Here is a 20,830-nt window from a genome sequence, read left to right as displayed (position 1 = left end):
ACTGCCCTAACTAGCGGCGTGAGCGTCTAGCCCAAGCCAATTCAATCTGTTTCATACGTGTCAGAGATTCCAACACAAGGTTGCGCAAGTGTCGACAAAAATCTTCCATAAATAAAGCAGCTTGTTGTGATTTTCGGATCAAAATAGCATCAATCACTAACTTAAACAGGGTAAACGATTCTTGTAGCTCTCGACGTGAAGTATTTAAGGTCAAAAAATAGCTACGGCGTAACGATGGCAGTAGTTCTTTATAGAATTGCATCAAATAGGGATTCGCCACCATTTCATGCTGGTCTGCCAGATATTTAAAGATTGCATCGTAAAATTTTTCGATATCGCCCGCACGAACAAACTCGACCAGTTGATCCAATAACGCTTGCAGTTGCTCCGCCTCATTGACTCGCCAGGTTTCGCTAATCCGCTGCACAATATGCCCGAGTACCATCACATTGGTATCAAATAGAGCTTTGACCTGTTGCGCTGACATTTCAGAGACGATCGCGCCACGACGTGGAAAAATTTCAATTAAATAAGTCCGCTCCAGTAACAACAGTGCTTCGCGAACCGAGCCTCGACTGACATCTAATTCTTTGGCAATGCGCAACTCTTGAATGCGTTCGCCTTCAACCAGCTCACCACTAATAATTTGTTCACTAATATACTTTGCAATCTGTTCAGAAAGACTATCAGCCTCTTCGAGATTCATGAGCCCCTCGCTATCTTTGTTATACGCATTGATTCAATGCTGTTTGCGCTTTTTTGTTTTAACTGATCTCGCCCCATAAATTCTATATCATTGTCTGACAATTTTATTGCTTTTTAAGCCAATTGCGCTAAAAAATCGCAATATAATTCTCAATATGTACTAAACACTCAGTTTTTCTATATTGAATATCAAATATTTATGCTTGCGCCTGATATTTAACCACACATCTGAAAAGACATTCTCTTATCGCTTTTTAATTGATACATGTCACAAAAAATAATATTTTCATTAATGGTATCGCATTTTAAATCTCCTACTGAATTGCTCAGTACATACATAGATGAGTCATAACATGGGTGTTCATCAAGCCGTCAATATTGCCATTTTTGGACTCAGTCTCAGAGCCTTGAATGAGTTAAAACAACAAGTTCAAACGGCTGTGCCGCAGCATGTCCAAATCAATTGGAGCAATATTGCCGAGCCACAACTTGATATTCTCATGATTCACCAAGTATTTTTTGACTCACCCAATATCAAGAGCCTACTGCAAAACAATAAAATCAATGTGCTGAAAATTGCCAATGATGCTGATAAAAATAGCGCCATCGAAGATGACACCCTATTTCTGCCCTTGAACCATCTTCATTCCTTGCATCACTGGCTGAGCCTTCATCTGGATGAACGCTTAAATCAAGCATCAGAAAATATCGAAACTGAAGATGTGCCAATCTTTCATCGCAAACAAATTAAAGACGTGTTGCAAGAAATTCAAAATCCTAAGAATGGCAAGATTCAGCTGTTTGATAACCAAGGACTACTCGCCATTGCCGACCCACGCAATCAATGGCTGTGGCAACATCCTGAATTTCATTCCTTTCAAACCGACCCAAGCCTGAACTATACCTATGCCACACAGAATAATTTGCATTGGATTGCAGATGCAGCTCAGCAAGACTTACAACAATGGCTTTGGCATTTACTTTGGACCTCTATGGATTTTGAGGAACTCTGTCCAACCTTTGCCTCAAGTTTTTATCTGCAATTCTGGCCACAACCCAAAAACAAACATGATCGCCAAGATATCTTGCGGATGGCAGCCTGTTTTGCACAAGGTGCACAGATCAGCATAGTTGCCCAACAACTTAACCTCCCCGAACAGAAAGTCAGACACTTTGTTGCAGCATGCTTGGGTGCACAGTGTGGAACGCTAATTAAAGATCAACAGGCAAAATATCGCCCGCAAACTCAGCAAAGTGAAACAGAACAGCATTTTATGAAAAAACTATTTGGTCGCTTACGCCATCGTTTAGGCTTTTAATCGAGGATACTTCTATGATTCTACATCAATATAAAATTGTCTTCGGTGGCACCATGGGTTCAGGTAAATCCACGGCGATCAAAGCGTTGTCTGAAATTGAGGTACTCAGTACCGAAGCATTGAACACCGATACCGAGTCCCATGACAAATTACTGACCACTGTTGGCATTGATTATGGTGAGCTAACGTTGGACGATGGTGTTAAGGTTGGTTTATATGGTACGCCTGGGCAAGACCGCTTTGATTTTATTTGGGCAGTGATCTGTAAGGGCGCAATCGGAACAATCGTCATGATTGACCATGCTGCTGAAAATCCTTTACTGGATTTAGAGCAATATCTTCAAGCATTTCAGCCCTTTGGTCATAATATTGTGATTGCAATTACCCATATTGACCGTATGCCAGAACGCACCTTATCCATGTATCGTGATTGGCTGGCAGCCAGAGAACTGAATTATCCGCTATTCTTTATCGATGCACGCCAGCAAGATGATGTACTTCTTCTGGTCGAAACCTTGATTGCCACCATTGAAGTACATTATGGCCTTACTCAATAAAAAAATTAGATCAGATCAGGCCTTTATAAATAAAATAGCTGCCAACCACCACCAATAGACCTGCAAAACATTTTTTCAGCATGGCTGGCGACAAACGATGTGCAACTTTGGCGCCAAATTTTGCGGTGATAAAACTCATCACACTAATACCCAAGAAAGCATAGATATGCACATAACCAATCGTGTTCGGCACTTCAATCTGCTCTTTGGCACCAAACCACATAAAGCCAATTGCTCCCGCAACTGCGATGGGTAAGCCACAGGCTGCGGAGGTCGCCACTGCCTTTTGCATCACCACACCATGTCGATTGAGATAAGGTACGGTGAGGCTACCCCCACCAATGCCAAAAATCGCGGATGCCACCCCAATGCCACCACCCGCGGCAAGTTGTAAAGGCGCTGACGGTAAATGACGATTTGGATCAACCACTGCATTTGCACCTCTAAACATCTTGTAAGCCATCCAGACGGCGAAGACACCAATCACCAACTGTAAATGCTGTCCTGACATCAGATCAGCCACACCCGCCCCCAGAAACGAACCGAGCACCAAGCCTGGTGCTAAATTGCGGAACACAGGCCATAACACTGCCCCTTTTTTATGATGTGCCATCACCGAACTGATCGAGGTCACAATAATGGTTGCCAATGAAGTTCCAACTGCAATATGCATAATCACATTCGGGTCATAATTCATTTGGGTAAAGACAATATATAAAATTGGCACAATAATTAAGCCACCACCCACACCGAATAGCCCCGCAGCAAATCCAGCAATTGCGCCAATCAGCAAATATATGATTAACTCCATAAACACATGACCACTCTACTTGTAAAAATGATGGATGATTTCGCAACCCGCCAGCTTCAGCAATTATTGAACGCAAAAAATCAATATCCAGAAGTGGTGCTACTCAAAACAACCACAACCTCGACCAATGATGATATGCGTGAAATTGCGCAAAAAGGCATAACGACAGGATTGGTCTGCAGTGCACTACAAACACAAGGTCGAGGTCAACACCAACGACAATGGGCCTCTCCTGAAGGCAATATTTATTTAAGCACACTGATTCAAAGCAAAACTGCACTGGATGGTCGCCTTGCCCTTGAAGTTGCTCTGAATATTTTACAGATGCCAAGCTTGCATGGCTTAACATTACAAGTCAAATGGCCAAATGATTTATATAGCCCACAAGGAAAATGGGGCGGAATTCTGGTTGAACCGCTTTCCCCTCATCAAGCAATTGTCGGTGTCGGCATTAACCTAAACACGCCCCCTGTGGAAAATGCAGATCAACCGATTAGCTCTTTGGAGATGCTCGGTTTAGCCAACATTGATCGTTTAACCCTGATTGCTGAACTGTATACCGCAATCCAGCAGGCAGCACAGTGGTTTGAACACGGTAGTTATAATTTAGCTGAACGTTTTAATCATCATGCGATTTGGCTGAATCAACAAGTTGAATTTGAATATACCCAAGGTAAAGTTCAGGGACTTTTTCAAGGAATTTCCAATGATGGTGCGGTACTGATCAAAACGGATCAAACCCAACAATTCTATCAAGGTCGTTTACGTCTCGCTTCGATTTGAGGAAATGATTATTCTATGAAAAGTTTATGGCTGGATATCGGCAATACCCGCTTAAAATATTGGATCACTGCACATGATCAAGTCATTGAACATGCGGCCGAATTACACCTGCAATCCCCTGCAGATTTATTGCTCGGCTTGATTCAGCACTTCCGCCATCAAAATTTAAGTCGTGTCGGGATTTCTTCGGTTCTGGATTCGGAAAATAACCAACGTATTCACATAATTCTAGATATTTTGGATATTCCGATTATTTTTGCCAAAGTCCATGCTGAATATGCAGGTTTAAAGTGTGGCTATGATGTTCCAAGTCAACTGGGGATTGACCGCTGGTTACAAGTCTTGGCCATGGCAAAGCCAGATGCAAACTTTTGTGTGATTGGCTGTGGCACTGCCCTGACCATTGATCTAGTCGAAGGATTGCAACATCTGGGTGGTTATATTCTACCCAACTTGTATCTGCAACGAGACTCGCTGATTCAAAATACCAAAGGCATTAAGATTCCTGACTCTGCCTTTGATAATTTAAAACCTGGACATAATACGGTGGATGCGGTGCATCATGGTATTTTGCTGGGCTTGATCAGTACCATTGATCAAATTATGCAGCAATCCCCTAAAAAGCTGATTTTGACTGGCGGTGATGCTACTTTATTCGCCAAGTTCCTCAGCCATTATCAGCCCCAAGTTGAATCCGATTTATTGCTCAAGGGCTTACGTCACTATGTTCAACTAAACTCAGCTTTGAGCAAAGTTTGAAGTACCTGTAGTAATTGTGGAAACTCACTAAAACCATCTTCTGCCCGAAAATGCCCAGCTTGAGCCACCTCAATCAGTTGGGCATTGAGTAAATTAGAAAATTTAAAAGTCAGTGGTACAGGCACAATGGGATCATTACTGGAAAAGAAAACCAAACGTCTTTGAATATTGGCACGCAATACACCACTCTCAAAAGTTGAATGTTCAATAAAGGTATTGAACTCAGAATCTCGTGAAATCGGATCATTAAAAGCTGCGATAAACACCCCTGCTTTCAAGGTAGTTTGCTTCAGTTTCTTTGCTAGAAATCGAGCTACCGCAACACAGGACAAACCATGTGCCACCACAATACTCTGCTCATTTAGCGCTTTTAACTGTGCATCCAAACAGGTTTGCCAAATCTCCGCTTCAGGGTGACTCGCATCAGCCAGAAAAATCCGCTCAACCGCAACTGCTTCACTTTTCAATTGCTGTTCTAGCCAGTGATACCAATGTTGTTCTGGATCTGCATGCTCACAATGTATAATAAACACCTTATTTTTTGAATTATGTGACATATTCAACACTACTTTTCAATGTAAAACATAGACTTATTTTTAATTTTCTTCCTTTTAAAGCAGCTTGAATGTTGATGTTTTGTATTAAATTTATACAGCACGCTCGCATTAAAAAAGGCGCATCAAGCGCCTTTTTAGGATGTATAGAGCTTACTTTTTCTGGTCATTACTGCCAAACAAAGGCCCCATATTACCGCCACCACCACCAAATTGTTTTTGCATATTGCCTAATGATTTCAGCATTTTGCTCATACCCGATGGATTGGCAAATTTCTTCATCATCTTCGCCATTTGCGCTTGTTGCTTGATCAACTTATTGACCTCAGCCACATCCATACCACAACCGGCTGCAATACGTTTTTTACGGCTTGGATTCATCAAATCAGGATTACGACGCTCTTTGATCGTCATCGACTGAATGATGGCTTCCATACGCTTAACTTGTTTTTCAGGGTTGGCTTTTTCAATCGCATCCTGAATACCCGCATTGCTCATACCAGGCAACTTGTCCAAGAAGCCCATCATGCCGCCCATTTTGCTCATTTGCTCAAATTGCATCAGCATATCTTCAAAGTTGAAGGTTCCGCCTTTCTGCAATTTCTTCGCCATTTTTTCGGCTTTTTCTTTGTCGATTTTGCGTTCAACTTCTTCGACCAAAGAAAGGACGTCACCCATGCCCAAGATACGTTGTGCAACACGATCTGGATGGAATGGCTCAAGTGCATCTAGCTTTTCACCAATCCCTAAGAATTTAATTGGCTTGCCTGTGATGGCACGAACAGAAAGTGCCGCACCACCGCGTGCATCACCATCCGTTTTAGTCAGGATCACACCAGTTAAAGCTAAAGCATCATTAAAGGCTTTCGCTGTATTGGCCGCATCCTGACCTGTCATCGCATCGACAACAAATAAGGTCTCAGTTGGTTTAACCGCAGCATGTAATTCTTTGATCTCGTCCATCATGTCTTCATCGACATGCAGACGGCCTGCAGTATCGACAATCAAAACATCAGCGAATTGGATTTTCGCTTGTTCAATGGCACGATTCACAATATCAATTGGCTTTTCAGTTGCTTCTGAAGCAATAAAACCCACACCAACTTCATTGGATACAGTTTCTAACTGCTTGATCGCTGCTGGACGATACACGTCAGCAGAAACAGTCATGACTTTTTTCTTTTGGCGTTCTTTTAGGAAGCGCGCTAATTTTGCAGCCGTTGTGGTTTTACCCGCACCTTGCAAACCTGCAAGCAGAACAACAACAGGTGGTTTTGCACTTAAATCTAGTGTTTCATTGGCCTCACCCATCATCTTGGTGAGTTCATCATAGACAATCTTTACAAATGCCTGACCAGGGGAAAGCTGAGTCATCACCTCTTGACCGAGCGCTTCTTCCTTAACCTTCGCGATAAATTCACGAGTTACAGGTAACGCCACATCGGCTTCAAGAAGTGCCATACGTACTTCACGTAAGGTATCTTTAATATTGTCTTCGGTCAGCTGCCCTGAGCCAGTAACATTTCTTAAACTCTGTGTGAGTCGTTCTGTTAAGGTATCAAACATTGCGAAATCCGCTTAAAATGGCTAGTTGCAAAAAAATCTTTCTTAAAATAGAAAATTTATGCGTAAGATGCTATAGGATACTGTAGTTCGAAGCGAATTTATATCTTATATGGTGAATATTATTCATCCTCCTGCAAAAGGTTTGACATGATCAGTCTCCCCTTGGTTTACACAATTTTGGCACTCATCGCCTATACCAGTTCATTTTGGTATTTGTTTATTCGATTGATGTCAAAACGTAGTCCAAATCTTTGGTGTTATGGTCTTATGGTTGGACTAGGGTTAGTACTGCATAGTACTGTGCTCTACCAAGACATGATGACACCGATTGGGGTGAATTATGATGTCTTTAACCTGATGTCATTTACTTCAGGACTGATGTTAGCGCTGAGTTTGATTTTGAGCCTGATCCGCCCAATTCTGCCACTCAACCTGATCGGTACACCTGTTGCCGCTTTTGGTTTAATCTTAGGTTTTGCCTTTAGCCAACCGAATCAAATTATTGAACAACATAGCTTAGGCTTAGATTTACATATTATTCTGTCATTATCGGCCTATGCAGTTTTGCTCATGGCAACCATTCATGCTGTGTTGCTCTGGTTCCAAGATCGGGAACTAAAAAAGAAGCAAAAACGACGGATTTGGGTGAACTTACTGCCGCCATTTCAAGTGATGGAGTCCCTGTTATTTGACTTGATTATCACAGGTTTTGGTCTACTGACAGCAGCCTTGTTATTTGGTTTCTTCACCATTGATAATTTCTTTGCTCAGCATCTGGCACATAAAACCGCCTTTAGTATTATTTCATGGTTCTTATACGGCGCCTTGCTCATCGGGCATTACAAATTTGGCTGGCGTGGCCGTAAAGCCATTCGTTTTACCATTACTGGTTTTGTCCTGCTCGCCATTGGTTTTATGGGCAGTAAATTTGTTTTAGAAATGATTTTAGGACGCTAGTTCTTACATTTTAATAAAAACTAGACAGCCTATCTGAAAATGCGTATAACGCTGTTTTCGCTTATCTAGGTAAAAAATCGTGAAACTTGTACTCGCTCCAATGGAAGGTCTGACTGATCCGATCATGCGTGACGTGCTCACTCATGTTGGCAGTTTTGATTGGTGCGTGACTGAGTTTATCCGTATTACCGATAGCATCCTGCCAGATCATATCTACGATAGTTTTTGCCCTGAATTAAAAAATGGAGGCAAAACTGCAGCAGGTACACCTGTACATGTACAGTTTCTTGGTAACAACCCCGATATGCTCGCTGCCAATGCCGCCAAAGTCGTGGAACTGGGCGCACCCGCTATTGATCTGAATTTTGGTTGTCCAGCCAAAACAGTGAATCGCCATCGTGGTGGTTCTGTTCTACTGGATGAGCCTGAAACCGTACATCAATTGGTCAAAGCTGTTCGTGATGCAGTGCCTGGACACATTCCTGTTTCAGCCAAAATGCGTTTGGGCTATCTGGATGAAAATCATACTTTGGATAATGCACATGCGATTGAAGATGCAGGTGCAAGTTGGCTCACGGTTCATGCACGGACTAAGGCTGATGGCTATACCCCACCAGCCTACTGGGAAAAAATTCAGCCCATTACAGAAGCATTAAACATCAATGTGATTGCCAACGGCGAGATCTGGAACAATGCTGATGCGAAAGCCTGTTTAGCGCAATCACATTGCCAAGATCTCATGATCGGACGTGGTGCTGTGACGACCCCTGATTTAACCTTGTGTGTACGTCAAGATATGGATCAAGCATTGCTGTCTTGGCCAGATTTGGTGGAATTACAACTTCGCTTCTTAAGTGGTCAATATAAGACTGAAATTGGCATGGTAGGACGCTACAAGCAGTGGCTAGGGATGATGACCAAAGCCTATCCTGAAGCACAAGCCCTGTGGGGGCAAGTGAAAAAAATCAAGCAATTAGACGAGATTATCCAATTTTTAAAACAAAGCTAAAGTTAGAGTTATCCCTATGTAATAAAAAAGCGGCCTAAGCCGCTTTAAAATTTATTTTATGATCTAAGCGATGTAACTACATCCCGCTCACTTTCATTTGTAGATTTGTTACAGAGGCACCTGTTACACCAATATTACCAATAGAAGCATTGGGTAAATTATTAAAAGTACCTGCTTGTTGAGCACCACTTGTACCTAACAGAACATTATTTAACTGTAAATCGAACTTATTACTTGTTCCTGTATTTCCAAAAATCACGCCACCTTTATCCGTTGTCCCTGTTGGACCATAAATTCCAGCATAGAATCCTTTTAAACCAAAAGGATTACCATTATTTCCAGTCAATTTAAAGTTAAAACTCGCCCCAACAGGCGCCGTAGTCGAATTTCCAGACGTTGCATAGTCCGAGACTAGCATAATATTACAGCCAGTACCTGTGCCACAAATTGACTCGATTGCGCCATCAAACATCACCATATGGCCTTGTGGAGCCGCACCCATTTGAATATTTATACTTGGCTTATTCGATGCAAAAACAATATCAATGCCGCCAACACGAAGTAATTCTTTTACATCACTTTTAAGTAGTGTACCTGAACTAAAAATAGAATTGCGCGTATAGGTACTTCCACTCGAATTAGAAAGCGAACCTGATCCAACGGTATAAATAGAAAAGGGAGAAATTCGAATCCCTGTTACATTGTTATTCAAACCCAATGCAATATTGGCAAAAGCGCCACCTGTGGCAGCGGTTCCTGCATCAGTATCAACAAGTGCCTTAAAGCCTAATGTCGTTTCAGTGGTACCATTTAAAGCAGTTACCTTAACAGGCATTGCTGTCGCTTGTCCCGCCACACCTGCAATGACCAAACCTGCTCGATTGGTATAAGATGGTGAAGTATAACCGCCATATGATAAGCCATCATTATCAATGATCGCCAACTGATTGAATTGAACATTCGCCTGAACACCAATGGTTAAGCCATTCTGTCCAGTCATGGCAGAAAGACTTTGGTCATCCATCGGTTGCATTGCCATAGTCAATGGACTTAATAACAATAACGACAAACATCCTAATTTTTTGTTTTTATTCATTGTCCTCATCCATAGACAAATGTTTAAAATATATACAAAACTTAGTCTAACATAAATTCTATAAATCACAATATTAAATCATGCTAACTTAACTTTTGCTTCATCTTATGTAAATGTTGGGCTAATTTTCTCTTTTGATCTATAGATAAAGCATACAACTCAGCTGCCGTTGATTCAGGTTTTATAACTCCTGTTCCAACTCCAACAGCAAACCAATTTGGTACACCAAACATAAGTGTTCCACTTAAACTATATTCAGCAAAATCTATCAATCGAGGTGTTCGATGTTTCCAACACTCTTTTAATTCTTTATATTCAGGTGAGATTGGCACATTTTTCATCTCTTTCCAAAAAGGTGTATCCTCTCTTGGGGTATCATAATGCATACGAATGAAATCCCCAATCCCACGCCAATATTGTCCATTCTGCTTATTAAAATAATTTATATTTTGTTCAGAAATAACCCCATGATTGTGTAGGATAAAGTTTGATAATGTTTCTAACTGTGTGACCATTTGTCCAATAGAGGTCGCCTCTAGAGGCTCTACAAAACCAGAAGCTAGGCCAAGAGCCACAACATTTTTGACCCATACCTTTTGAAAATATCCTGCCTCAAATTTAATTACACGTATTGGATCAATTTTTTCCCCTAGCCATTTTTCAACTTCATCATGAGCTTGATCATCTGACAAAAATTGGTCATTAAATACATAGCCAGCTCCTATTCTTTCCTGTAATGGAATTTGCCAAACCCAGCCAGAACTTAAAGCAGTTGCTCGTGTTACTAACTCTATTTCTTTTTTATGTGATAAATGAAAAGGCAGTGCTCTATTCATAATTAATGTATCTGCAAAGGATATCCAATCAGTCTTAAACTTCCCCCCAATTAAAAGTCTAGAAAATCCTGAAGCATCTATTACAAAATCGCAATCAATTTTTCTATTTTGACACTGAATTGAAGTTACAGAACCCTTTTCAGCATCTAAACAAAAATCCTCTACCTTATCTTCAACATGAATAATACTTCTTTGTAATGCAATTTCTTTAAGATATTGCCCAACTTTAAAAGTATCAAAATGTAAAGAAGCTGTGAAATTATGATTCCCCGAAATTAATAAATCAATGACTTTGTTAAAAGGTACTTTATTCTCACATAATTCCAATGCTTCCATATAGCTATTAATATTTAAGCCATTATTTAACAATAGAGATAAAAAGGGATAATATCCATTTTCATCCCACATTTCTGGTGTATCGATATTTGGAAAAAGATGGTAATAGTAGTCTTCTTTCTTTCCAGTATTCCATTGTTCATATCGAAACCCAAGCTTTAAAGTTGAACCCGTATTATCAATAAAATCTTTAATGTTTATTTCAAGTTTAGCTAAAATATCTAGAAGATTAACAACTCCCCCCTCCCCAACTCCAACAATAGGAATCTCTGGTGCTGAAATTACTACAACCTCTACAGATTGATTAAAAATTTGGCGTAATCTTAAAGCTGAAAACCAACCAGTTGTTCCCCCACCAACAATACAAACTCGTTGTATGCCACGTAAATTTAACATTTTAATTTAATTCCCCCTGAAATAAAAAAGGCGGATTAAACCGCCTTTTTTGATTCTATTAAAATCAACACATTTTTAATGTACCGTAACAATTCGCTACTACATTTTGGACAGTTCCTAATGGGACATCTTGTAAATTTGCATAAGCAGTTCTACCAGCCAAGTTAATATCAGGAATCGTTTTCTGTAATCCTCCATTAACTAGCGCTTCAATCCCTTCTCGGCTATTCACACTCGTTTTATTTTCCTCCCGGCTTAACCATGCACTAATTGAGTTCGCAATTTGAGGATAAACTGAACTGATATCAACAGTTTTTCCTGCCGGAGCTTGCAAATACCCTAGATCGAGGGGATTTTGAAATGACATCCACCATCCTGGTTGAGCAATATCCTGCTCCTCAGCACCAGGCCACTTAAGTGCTTGTCTCTGCAAACCTAAATAAAATCCCCCTCCATTAATTGGGAGATTATGTAGATATCCTAAGTTTTCTTCAAAATTAATATTTGCACTTAAATTTTTAATTTTTGTTTCCATTTGGATATAAATTTCAGAGACATTAATAATGCCTAATACAGATACCGGTCGATCCAACTTCAATTGAATTTTACCAGAATCTTTATTTATAACAATATCATCAATACTGGTTGTGTTTACGTTCCGAATTGTCGCAGATTTCATACGTTGACCTGTAATTATTGCATCTGGCACATTAAATTTCGCTTTTAATGATGGAATACTTAGGCCTGTTGTATTCGCATGACCTGGTAAGCTTGTAAAACCATTATAAGGCTCTTCACCACAACCTCCAGTACAAAGAGCTCCTAGAATATCAGCGTAAACCATTCCTCTTAATACTTGATCACCCGCTTTACCAAATATTGTTGGTGTAGTCATTACTTCACCTGAAGTTGCTTTTGTTTTAACATAGCCACTTAATGAGTTAATACCATTAGGAATTTTATTACCACTGCTATCAACTAGATCGTTATCACCAATCGTTAATAAGCCCAATGCATCTTCTGCACTCAAACGTAAACCAACCACCTCCCTTGTAGACGCTTGCCCTGGATTTTTAATCGCAAACTCAATGAATGGGTTCGTTAATTTCGCGGATGAACTTGCTCGTTCTTCTCGAGTCATAGGCAGTAAAGCTCCATTACTATCTAATTTCACGCCGCTTAAACCAACATCCTGTAAATCAATATCACATCCATCTGCTCCATTCGTACCGCCACACCCCAATTGTAAGCGCTTGATATTTGCATTTAATTCCAGCGTTGCTTCCATCCCTAAACGATAAAAACCAATATTAGATGCCCCTCCATTTCTTAATCTTTCAGCATTTGCTGCATCAGCTGGAGCAATATAGGATAAACTCATCAGAGCTTGGCCTTGTGTCGCTGCCAGCTCTTCGTCATTTAGAGGTCGTAACTTAGAGTCAATAGCATGAACATTTAGGCTCCCCAACATCAATAAGGCACCTGTTAAAAATTTTAAATGAAACATTTCACACCTCATCCCTAAGTTAGTTAGTAAAATTACCATTTCGAGGCACAATACTTAGACTACTGTTTAGTCTTCCACCTGTAATCGCAAGTTCACCTAAACGTTTACTTGAACCTGAAGAAGGAGGATAAAAGTTTATATCTCTGGCTCTAAACACATCTGCTGCATTTTTATCAGGGTTAAAGTTAATTGCCGTATTAAAGCTAACAACACCCTCTCCAGAACTATGACGACCAATAACAATTGAGTTATTAAATGCCATTTTACCCATTAAATTATCCAACCCAATCGTTGAACCATCAACAGGATCACTAATTTGAATTGTGTTATTTTGATTCTTATCTAAAGATAAATCACCGACAATATTCAAACTACTTCCAGTACCATCTGCTCGATATTCGCCATTTGGAATCAATGAAAAATCCATACTACCGCCAATACGAAGCTTTACTCCTAATAGAACATCGTTTGAAAGTGAAAAATTATTAAGCGGCACTTTATTATTTGCAGCTACAGCGCTACAACCAGAATTTGAAACATTTTGTACACAACGGCTATATGTCGTTCCCGGTAAGTAACCTGCCGCAACTTGAGCTGCTGCTACAATTAGCATATCTTTAAGGCTAACATTCAAACTGCCCTTTTCAACACCAATACTTCCAGTTCCCTTAATCAACATATCAATATTACGCAACCCCATGTAGTAATCAGTAGGTTGACCGTTCACCTTTTTCCCATCGATTACCATAATTGAAGTTGTTTTCGCTCCATCATCACTAACCCCTTGAGTACTCATTGCCAAAGAAAAACCTAAACGTGGTGTTTTTTGTCCAACAGCCCCAATAACAACCTTATTTGAAGGTGACTTATTATATCCTTTATAATCAGTTGTATAAGCGTATGCCGTAGACGCATCAACATTTGTACCGAAGAGTGCAATATTTGCATTAAGATTGTAAATAGGTAATGCTAAACCCCATTCATTTAATGTTGTGCCATTTTGCCCATCATGCTCAACAATATTTGGAACACTATTGCCAAAAGCATCATTTGTTCTGGCGCTATTTGTGAAACGACCTCGTCTTGAAATCGCCTGAAACTCTGAACCACGAATTGCGACTAAGAGGCTATAGGGGTTTTGATTTATCTGAATACCATCAGGTGTATTCGTATAAATATATTGAATATAGTCATTATTATTAGTTAAAAAATTTCCGTTACCAAAACGGCTAGTTTGAAACGACTTATTTGCTGGGAGTAAAAGCGTTTTGGTATCAGCAAGATTAATATAAACATTACCGCTATCAAATGAACCTCTATTTGTAGCTACAAGGCCAGTTAAATTACCAAACTCAAAACCATACGTATTTAAACCAGCATTACCAATTTCTAAAGTTGTTGCCTTACCATCAGAACCCAACATCAAATCATTATCTTGGGTAAACTCAGCCGCCATACGGAAAGCTATACCCGTTTTCCCCATAATATTTTCTCCAGCGGCGGATGTAATGGGGTTGTTGGCAGCTAAACTTAAATTTGTACTTGAGTTATTAACTTTCCCGACAATATTACTATTATCTGCATTACCATAATTCAACCCAGTGTAATCAGGATTATTCTTACCATCGGCATTTAAACCACGCAATTGCAAATATCCATTGACCATTCTCCCACTTGCACCCACTCGAATCAAACCAGTAGCATTTGTTGGGCTATTTGTCGTATTTAGAGTGTACGGTGAATTTTTATCCACATTTTTATTAAGCATAAATTCAAGATTTAGGCCTGCATTAGTTGTTGTTGTTCCATTAGGAGTTGTGGAGGTTGCATCTCCATAACTTCCATTATTTTTTAAGTTTGCAGATGCGGAATCAGGTGTACGTCTAAAATCTACATATCCATGTGTTGAATCTGGAGCCATATTTATTGTTGCTTTACTTACACCATCTGCATTCGTTTGTAATTTAAAACCACCCGATGCATCAATAAACATCACACCTTTGCCTAAAAAATTAAAGTTAAAGTTTTTTAAAATTAATTGATTCAGCTCACCACTTACATCTTTCTGCCCTAAATATATATTGGCATTTTTTAAGCCTAAATCAAGAACCGCCTGTTTGTCTTTACTAAAAAGCCCATCGCGTGTTTTAAAAGCAATATCAATCACAGAACTTGTCTGCATTGCTACACTTCCAATAGGTACACCACAACGCTGACTACTTTCTGTATCACAAATATTGAAATTATCTATAGTAATCAATGAAGGGTTAGTTGATAACATTAAATCTAAACCAGTTTTACCTGTATCAGCCCCAATACCGCTACCAACATTAATTTTATAATCCGTACCAGGGGTTCTATTTGCTATAGCCAAATTAGAAACATTAGCATTAGTCGCTTTAATTTTAAAACCTTCGGCAGTTGCTCTTAATGTTTTTGTATATGCCTTATCTGTACTCCCTCTTCCCGCATCATCCTCCCAGTAAAATTTATCTACATTAATTTCATCATAAGAGGTTGCAATATGGACACCATCCTGACCATTTACACTCCGTAGAGCATTATCATCTAAACTCTGTAGAGCATGAGCAGAATTAATCAAAAATATGCTTGCAGTAAGAGTATTTAGTACAAACAATGTCAAATTGTGATTTTGATTATTTTTTTTCATCACTTCAGTCCTTTGAAATTCATTCCAACTTAACAACGTGGGTGGCTTCCATCACATGCAAACATAACGACATTCCCTTGTATTGCAAGATTGCCATTCATCATTAATCCAGTGAATCCTGTTTCACGACCAAGACCGGCATTTGTTGGGTGTTTACCATCGAATGTGTTACCTGTATATGTATAACTACCTACCCCAGCCGCTGTGGAAACTAGATAACCTGGAATATTATTTGCACCTTCATCTGCTACACTATCTTTTTCAATCGCAAGTGACTGGTAACCAAAATTACGGATAAGTATTGGGTAATTGCTACTATAACTAAGTTGAATTGCTGGCTTTATTTGTACTTGTCCCGCATCATTATTATAAACTAGATCAACTCCATCCAAACCTAATTTCTGAATGTTTACAGTTCCTTGGATTCCTTTAAAAACTAACCATAGTTTGTTTCCACTAATATCATCAGCTCTCCAAACACCCGAACCTGTTGTGGTTTCCTTCAAATAACGTTTATTTAACGATAAACCTAAACGACAAAAACGTAAATCCGTACATAATGCTGTATCAAAATCACCATTCATACCTGTCTGATTGAGTTGCAAATTTAATGACAGATCTGCTCCGGCTTGTCCTCGAACCTCAGCCATAGCTTGACTATCTAACACTTGTAAACCGGCATGAGTCATTAGACTTGATAACAAAGACACACCTAATAAAAATGTTTTTTTCATTACTTCTGCCTCTTTACTATAAGCCTGTTGTTGTCATTTTGAGATGCTGAATTAACAACCCATCTATTGCAGCTGAGCCAAAATTATTTGACGGGGCTGTTGCTTTTACAGGAGCTATTGTTGGAATTCCACCATTAGGATTAAGTATTGGATCTCTAGGGCTCGTAATATTAATATTATTAGAATATGTCGTTCTATCTACATTTTTCCAAGCATCAAAAGCCTGCCAGTTTTGATTAAAATATCTCCAACTATAGCCTTGACAAGAACCTAGCCAGTTTGTTCCACCACTACAATATCGTTCATATCCTGTTGTCCAATTACGATTTTGTTGTTGGACTTGTTTATACTGTTGATCATTAACTACAGTTCCTGACTGCAAAGCACCAAAAGAAATACCAACTGCTTCTGCACCACTATAAGCCGTTAGCTCATTTTTTGCTGAGTTGTAAACTGTTGAACCAATTGTAATACTACTATGCGTTGCAGTTGATCCTTGATAATTATTTGAAAGTGCAGTTACTGTTCCTGAAGGATGCTCTCCACAATAATGAACATTACATGTAGAACCATAATAACCACCATTAAATTGCCAAGCAGAAGGATCAGAAGCCGTTACAGGTCGTGAGTAATTTGTGTAGATTTTTTTATAAATACTCTCTTTATTTGGAATACGTGCAATTTCTAATGATACATTGCGACCATCATCAGCCACTCCTAAAACTAGAGGTTGATACAAAGATCCCAATACAAGGTTGGTATTAAGATTATAGATATAAATAGCTCCATCATTCACAGATGGATCTCTAAATATAGGCGCTGTTCCACCATTAATAGCTGGTGTTGTTAAGATATTACTATCTGTTGTTTCTTGCGTGCCTATACGTAATATTTTACCCGTCGTCGGAGCTCCCCACGTTGTAGTCGTGCGACTTGTTCGGGTTAATACTTGTTCATTTTGAATACAATCGCCACGTGAAAAAGTTGATAAATTTCTTGCATCAGGACTTGTACCACTAACACCACACCCACCTGAAGATGCAAAAGCAGGGGCAGCACCAATTGTTGCTAATGCAGTTGGAACTGTATAAGTATTTGTAGCAACAGGACTTGCTTCCACCCATACAGCATTTGCTGTTGCTGTTGCACGTAATGTATCACTTGGTCCACTATTTAATCGTAGTAATCCATTTAAACCTAAAGTTTCATTGTAGAACTTACTCATTCCACCTGTGCTATTTGAACCACCTAATGTTTGAAATATTTGGATGCGGCTACCATTAATTCCAAAACCATCCCATACAGCATTCAATCGAAGTCGATTTGCTCGTGTATTTGTATTATCCGTTGTACCATTCAACTCACCAAGGTTAAATTGATTACCTGTTGCTGCCATATTTTCTGCAACATTTGGATTACGAACAAAAGCATCAGCCCATAACCCTAATTTTAAGTTATATGCATCTGCTCCATCTATAGCATTAGTTGGTAACACTTTATTGAAAAGAGGTGCTTCCAGAGCCAAATACGTTACTGCCCCTGTATCCGTATTTCTAACAGGTGTTGTTCCAGATACATCATCTGGTGTAAAAGTTGGCACTCCGCTTTCCGTAGCGACTTTTAATATCCAAGGGTTAGTTGCCGTTCCCCAACTTGCAATCCCAGAAGTGTTATTAAAACGGTTATTAGCATTTCCATTAGCTTTAGATAAAGCCAAACCGTATAAAAACAAGTCTGCCTTGCCTACAGCTCTATCTAGCGAACTAACAATACCATCTTTATTTGTATCAAGTGACTTTTGAGTCAAAGGCCCTACCGGAATATATCGAATATACCCAGTATCAGTAAAATTTAAAGGAGTACTTCCATTCGCTAATGGATTCTCTGCTCCATTAAAACGAAAAGAAAAATCCCGAGGCAAAAAAGCAATCCCTTCACCAGTGGTTTCACTTAAAACATCATCGGAAATTTCTTGTAGTGCGAAAATAGATTGACTTACGCATAAGCTAATGAAACTTGCTAAAACAGTTCTTTTGAACAAAACCGTAGAAGTTAATCTAGTCATCTTGACCTTCCTATTACCTGATGCTCCGCATCATCATTCTTTTTCTAACATCCTTTTTTGAGTGATGCCCTACAAACTATAGGAAAACCGTATTTACGCTTCACTCAAATGCAGACAATCTGCCTACATAATCTCATTCTTCATTATGCTGATAATTTACACAAAAGCAAAATAATTTAGGTAAACGGCGTATTTTCCGATGAGTGAAAGAAAAGATGAACGCTCTTTAAATTTTCTATACTAATGATTTTTATCTGCTTATTAATTTCCCATAAAGTAAAATTTCAGGATCTGTCAAATCCAGATCATTGTTGCAAAATGTAATTACCAGATTGAACTCTAGTTAGGCTACGATTGACACTACTGTACGCAAAACCCTGCTCAACACTTCTCAGATAAAATCAGGTGCTAAATTCGCAACTAAAATCTCCACCCAATGCCAAACTGCAATCGAGGTTGCTGATCCTTGTCGCTTTTCGCAGCTGAAGTATTTCGCCATGCAAGTGTCGCATTATAGTCAAAGTCTTGATAGCCACCGCCAAAACCAATCCCTGTACTTGCCAAATTGCGGGTATTTTTATCGTTGAGATATGGATTTTTATTTTGCTGTATTCGTCCAACATCTTGGAATAAATAAGTATTTAGCCATGGTGCTAGTTGATAATAAAAATTAATCGATGCCCCCCAACCTTGATCTCCAAGTCCTTCTGCTGCTGGATAAGCACGCATTTGGTTCAAGGAAAATTTCTCGGCGGAATCGAGGTTCTTAGATGCAAGTTGTCCATATAACTCACTGGTCAACCATGAAGATGCTGTTAATCTTTGCTGTCTGGAAAGCTTAAGTTCATATTTATTGAAACTGCCTTGGGTCTTTGCAGATAAGCGATCGATATTCAAAGCCGATGGGCTTTGTATGTTCAGATTGCCAATCGTCGTGATCAACTCAAATTGATTAATACCACCTTTGACATCTCCAATTCCCCAATCATCCATTCGGCTAAAATTGAGTGAGATCCGACTCGCCTCTATCTGTTTGGATGTCTCTGTATTTGTGGCCGCAATTTCATCAAATAACTTTCTTTTTTCAGCCAGCAGCTTCAAATTAAGATTCGTCTTTTGACTTCGGATCAATGGATAAGTGAGATTTACATTATAGTTTTCAGAGGTCCCTGTCGCATCCAATTGCTTAAATTGTTCACCCAATTCATATTCAGTTCTACTATAACCACCGCCCAGCCATAGACCCGTTCCTGTTACAGGAAATCGGACATTTACACTTCCTGAAACCAAATCTTGATTACTTCCGAGTAATTGAGCAGATAGCTTCTCTCCATATCCCAATAAACTATTACTTTCGATATAGCTTAAAAGTCGATATTTTCCTGTATAGCTACTTCCAGAGTTATCAATCCCAATTCGTCCGAGCCAAGTTGGCTGTCCAAGAATATCCAAAACAAGGTCTGTTTGCCCAATCTGTTCGCCAGCCTGTAGGTTTGCCTGAATTTGCCCAACACCGGCTAGATCTGAGATAAGTAGCAAGGTCTGATTACTTTGCTGTTGTTGTAACGCCTGATGATGAGGAATTTGATCGGTAAAGCGCTTAATGGTTATATCTTTAATTTTAGACTGGTTATTTAAAAGAACTTGACCAAGTTGTCCTTCGAGTACTCTGATCACCAATATTCCATTTTCTAGTTTTTGTTTCGGTAGATAGGCTTTCGCCAGAAAGTAACCCTGCTTTTTATAGTATTGGGTGATTTTTTCTGCGCCAAGCTGTAAATCAGCAAGTAGATTATTTTTATTTTCCAGTGATTTGACTAAATCATGTAAAACTGCTGTAGCAATTTGTTGATTCCCTTCTATCTGGACTTTTGTGACCCCAATAGGGGTTTGATCCTGACTGTAATTTTGCTGCGATGAATCAGCGCCAAAGTACTGTTGGTCTGTTTTTGGTGTTTCTTTGAATTGTTCAGGACCTAATTGCTTGGTAATAGTGCCACTATCAGGAATCACAACGTCTGCATGAACAATAGTAGAAGCAACGACTAGAATACTAGCTCCTCTCATTACCTGTAGAAGTATTCTCTTGTACATCCCTACTTGTTTATATAAATAAAATTTCATTATTTCTCTAAATTTAATCAATATCTTATTATTTAAGACCAGAGG

Annotated in this window: 17 protein-coding genes; 6 read left to right on the top strand and 11 right to left on the bottom strand. The window is 39.3% G+C overall.

Annotation, left to right across the window (positions count from 1 at the left end):
- Positions 1-10 precede the first annotated feature (10 nt).
- Positions 11-706 carry a GntR family transcriptional regulator gene (locus tag MN869_RS11405; RefSeq protein WP_004804879.1) on the bottom strand — a complete coding sequence of 232 codons (696 nt, stop codon included), beginning with the start codon at positions 704-706 and terminating at the stop codon, positions 11-13.
- 352 nt (positions 707-1,058) lie between these two features.
- On the opposite strand from MN869_RS11405, the gene MN869_RS11400 reads away from it, so the two are divergent.
- Both MN869_RS11400 and MN869_RS11395 read left to right on the top strand, forming a co-directional pair.
- On the top strand, positions 1,059-2,024 hold the full coding sequence (locus MN869_RS11400; protein WP_033134405.1) for a hypothetical protein: 966 nt from the start codon (positions 1,059-1,061) through the stop codon (positions 2,022-2,024).
- 14 nt (positions 2,025-2,038) lie between these two features.
- Complete coding sequence (locus MN869_RS11395; RefSeq protein WP_033134404.1) at positions 2,039-2,581, top strand: ATP/GTP-binding protein; 543 nt, start codon at positions 2,039-2,041, stop codon at positions 2,579-2,581.
- 10 nt (positions 2,582-2,591) lie between these two features.
- Here the strand turns inward: MN869_RS11395 and MN869_RS11390 are convergent, their stop codons facing one another.
- Positions 2,592-3,392, bottom strand: coding sequence for a sulfite exporter TauE/SafE family protein (locus MN869_RS11390; protein ID WP_004804875.1), 801 nt, complete (start codon positions 3,390-3,392; stop codon positions 2,592-2,594).
- Positions 3,393-3,398: 6 nt separating this feature from the next.
- Between MN869_RS11390 and MN869_RS11385 the strand changes: the two genes are divergently transcribed.
- The gene (locus MN869_RS11385; protein ID WP_033134403.1) at positions 3,399-4,175 is read left to right on the top strand and encodes a biotin--[acetyl-CoA-carboxylase] ligase; all 777 of its coding nucleotides are present in this window, start codon (positions 3,399-3,401) and stop codon (positions 4,173-4,175) included.
- Positions 4,176-4,190: 15 nt separating this feature from the next.
- Complete coding sequence (locus MN869_RS11380) at positions 4,191-4,934, top strand: pantothenate kinase (RefSeq protein WP_033134402.1); 744 nt, start codon at positions 4,191-4,193, stop codon at positions 4,932-4,934.
- On the opposite strand, the gene MN869_RS11375 is transcribed toward MN869_RS11380, so the two are convergent.
- Together MN869_RS11375 and ffh are read right to left on the bottom strand one after the other, a co-directional pair.
- Positions 4,904-5,491 (bottom strand): alpha/beta hydrolase, encoded by a 588-nt coding sequence (locus MN869_RS11375; RefSeq protein WP_033134401.1) that lies wholly within the window; start codon positions 5,489-5,491, stop codon positions 4,904-4,906. The genes MN869_RS11380 and MN869_RS11375 overlap by 31 nt on opposite strands.
- A 150-nt stretch (positions 5,492-5,641) precedes the next feature.
- Entirely contained in the window at positions 5,642-7,054 is a 1,413-nt protein-coding gene (gene ffh, locus MN869_RS11370) for a signal recognition particle protein (RefSeq protein ID WP_005205566.1), read from the bottom strand.
- Between the two features lie 147 nt (positions 7,055-7,201).
- Here ffh and ccsA point away from each other — a divergent pair, with 147 nt between their 5' ends.
- Entirely contained in the window at positions 7,202-8,011 is an 810-nt protein-coding gene (ccsA, locus tag MN869_RS11365; protein ID WP_005205568.1) for a cytochrome c biogenesis protein CcsA, read from the top strand.
- Positions 8,012-8,090: 79 nt separating this feature from the next.
- Positions 8,091-9,020: a tRNA-dihydrouridine synthase gene (locus MN869_RS11360; RefSeq protein ID WP_033134400.1), complete on the top strand. Its 930-nt coding sequence runs from the start codon at positions 8,091-8,093 to the stop codon at positions 9,018-9,020.
- A gap of 76 nt (positions 9,021-9,096) precedes the next feature.
- Here MN869_RS11360 and MN869_RS11355 read toward each other — a convergent pair whose 3' ends face one another.
- The 7 genes from MN869_RS11355 to MN869_RS11325 form a co-directional block, all read right to left on the bottom strand.
- Entirely contained in the window at positions 9,097-10,116 is a 1,020-nt protein-coding gene (locus tag MN869_RS11355) for a DUF6160 family protein (RefSeq protein WP_033134399.1), read from the bottom strand.
- 83 nt (positions 10,117-10,199) lie between these two features.
- Complete coding sequence (locus MN869_RS11350; RefSeq protein WP_004804857.1) at positions 10,200-11,684, bottom strand: tryptophan 7-halogenase; 1,485 nt, start codon at positions 11,682-11,684, stop codon at positions 10,200-10,202.
- 64 nt (positions 11,685-11,748) lie between these two features.
- Positions 11,749-13,191, bottom strand: coding sequence for a hypothetical protein (locus MN869_RS11345; protein ID WP_033134398.1), 1,443 nt, complete (start codon positions 13,189-13,191; stop codon positions 11,749-11,751).
- 19 nt (positions 13,192-13,210) lie between these two features.
- A complete protein-coding gene (locus MN869_RS11340; RefSeq protein ID WP_033134420.1) occupies positions 13,211-15,862 on the bottom strand; it encodes a DUF6160 family protein in 2,652 nt (883 codons plus the stop codon).
- A 29-nt stretch (positions 15,863-15,891) separates the two neighbouring features.
- Complete coding sequence (locus MN869_RS11335; protein ID WP_033134397.1) at positions 15,892-16,596, bottom strand: DUF6160 family protein; 705 nt, start codon at positions 16,594-16,596, stop codon at positions 15,892-15,894.
- A gap of 16 nt (positions 16,597-16,612) precedes the next feature.
- A complete protein-coding gene (locus MN869_RS11330) occupies positions 16,613-18,661 on the bottom strand; it encodes a hypothetical protein (RefSeq protein WP_033134396.1) in 2,049 nt (682 codons plus the stop codon).
- 420 nt (positions 18,662-19,081) lie between these two features.
- Entirely contained in the window at positions 19,082-20,785 is a 1,704-nt protein-coding gene (locus MN869_RS11325) for a ShlB/FhaC/HecB family hemolysin secretion/activation protein (protein ID WP_033134395.1), read from the bottom strand.
- Between the last annotated feature and the right edge of the window lie 45 nt (positions 20,786-20,830).

It is taken from the genome of Acinetobacter sp. NIPH1876 (assembly GCF_022808535.1).
In the GTDB taxonomy this organism is placed as follows: Bacteria; Pseudomonadota; Gammaproteobacteria; order Pseudomonadales; family Moraxellaceae; genus Acinetobacter; species Acinetobacter higginsii.
The sequence above is the reverse complement of the archived record's forward strand: the minus strand, read 5'-3'. Positions and strand labels throughout refer to the sequence as shown.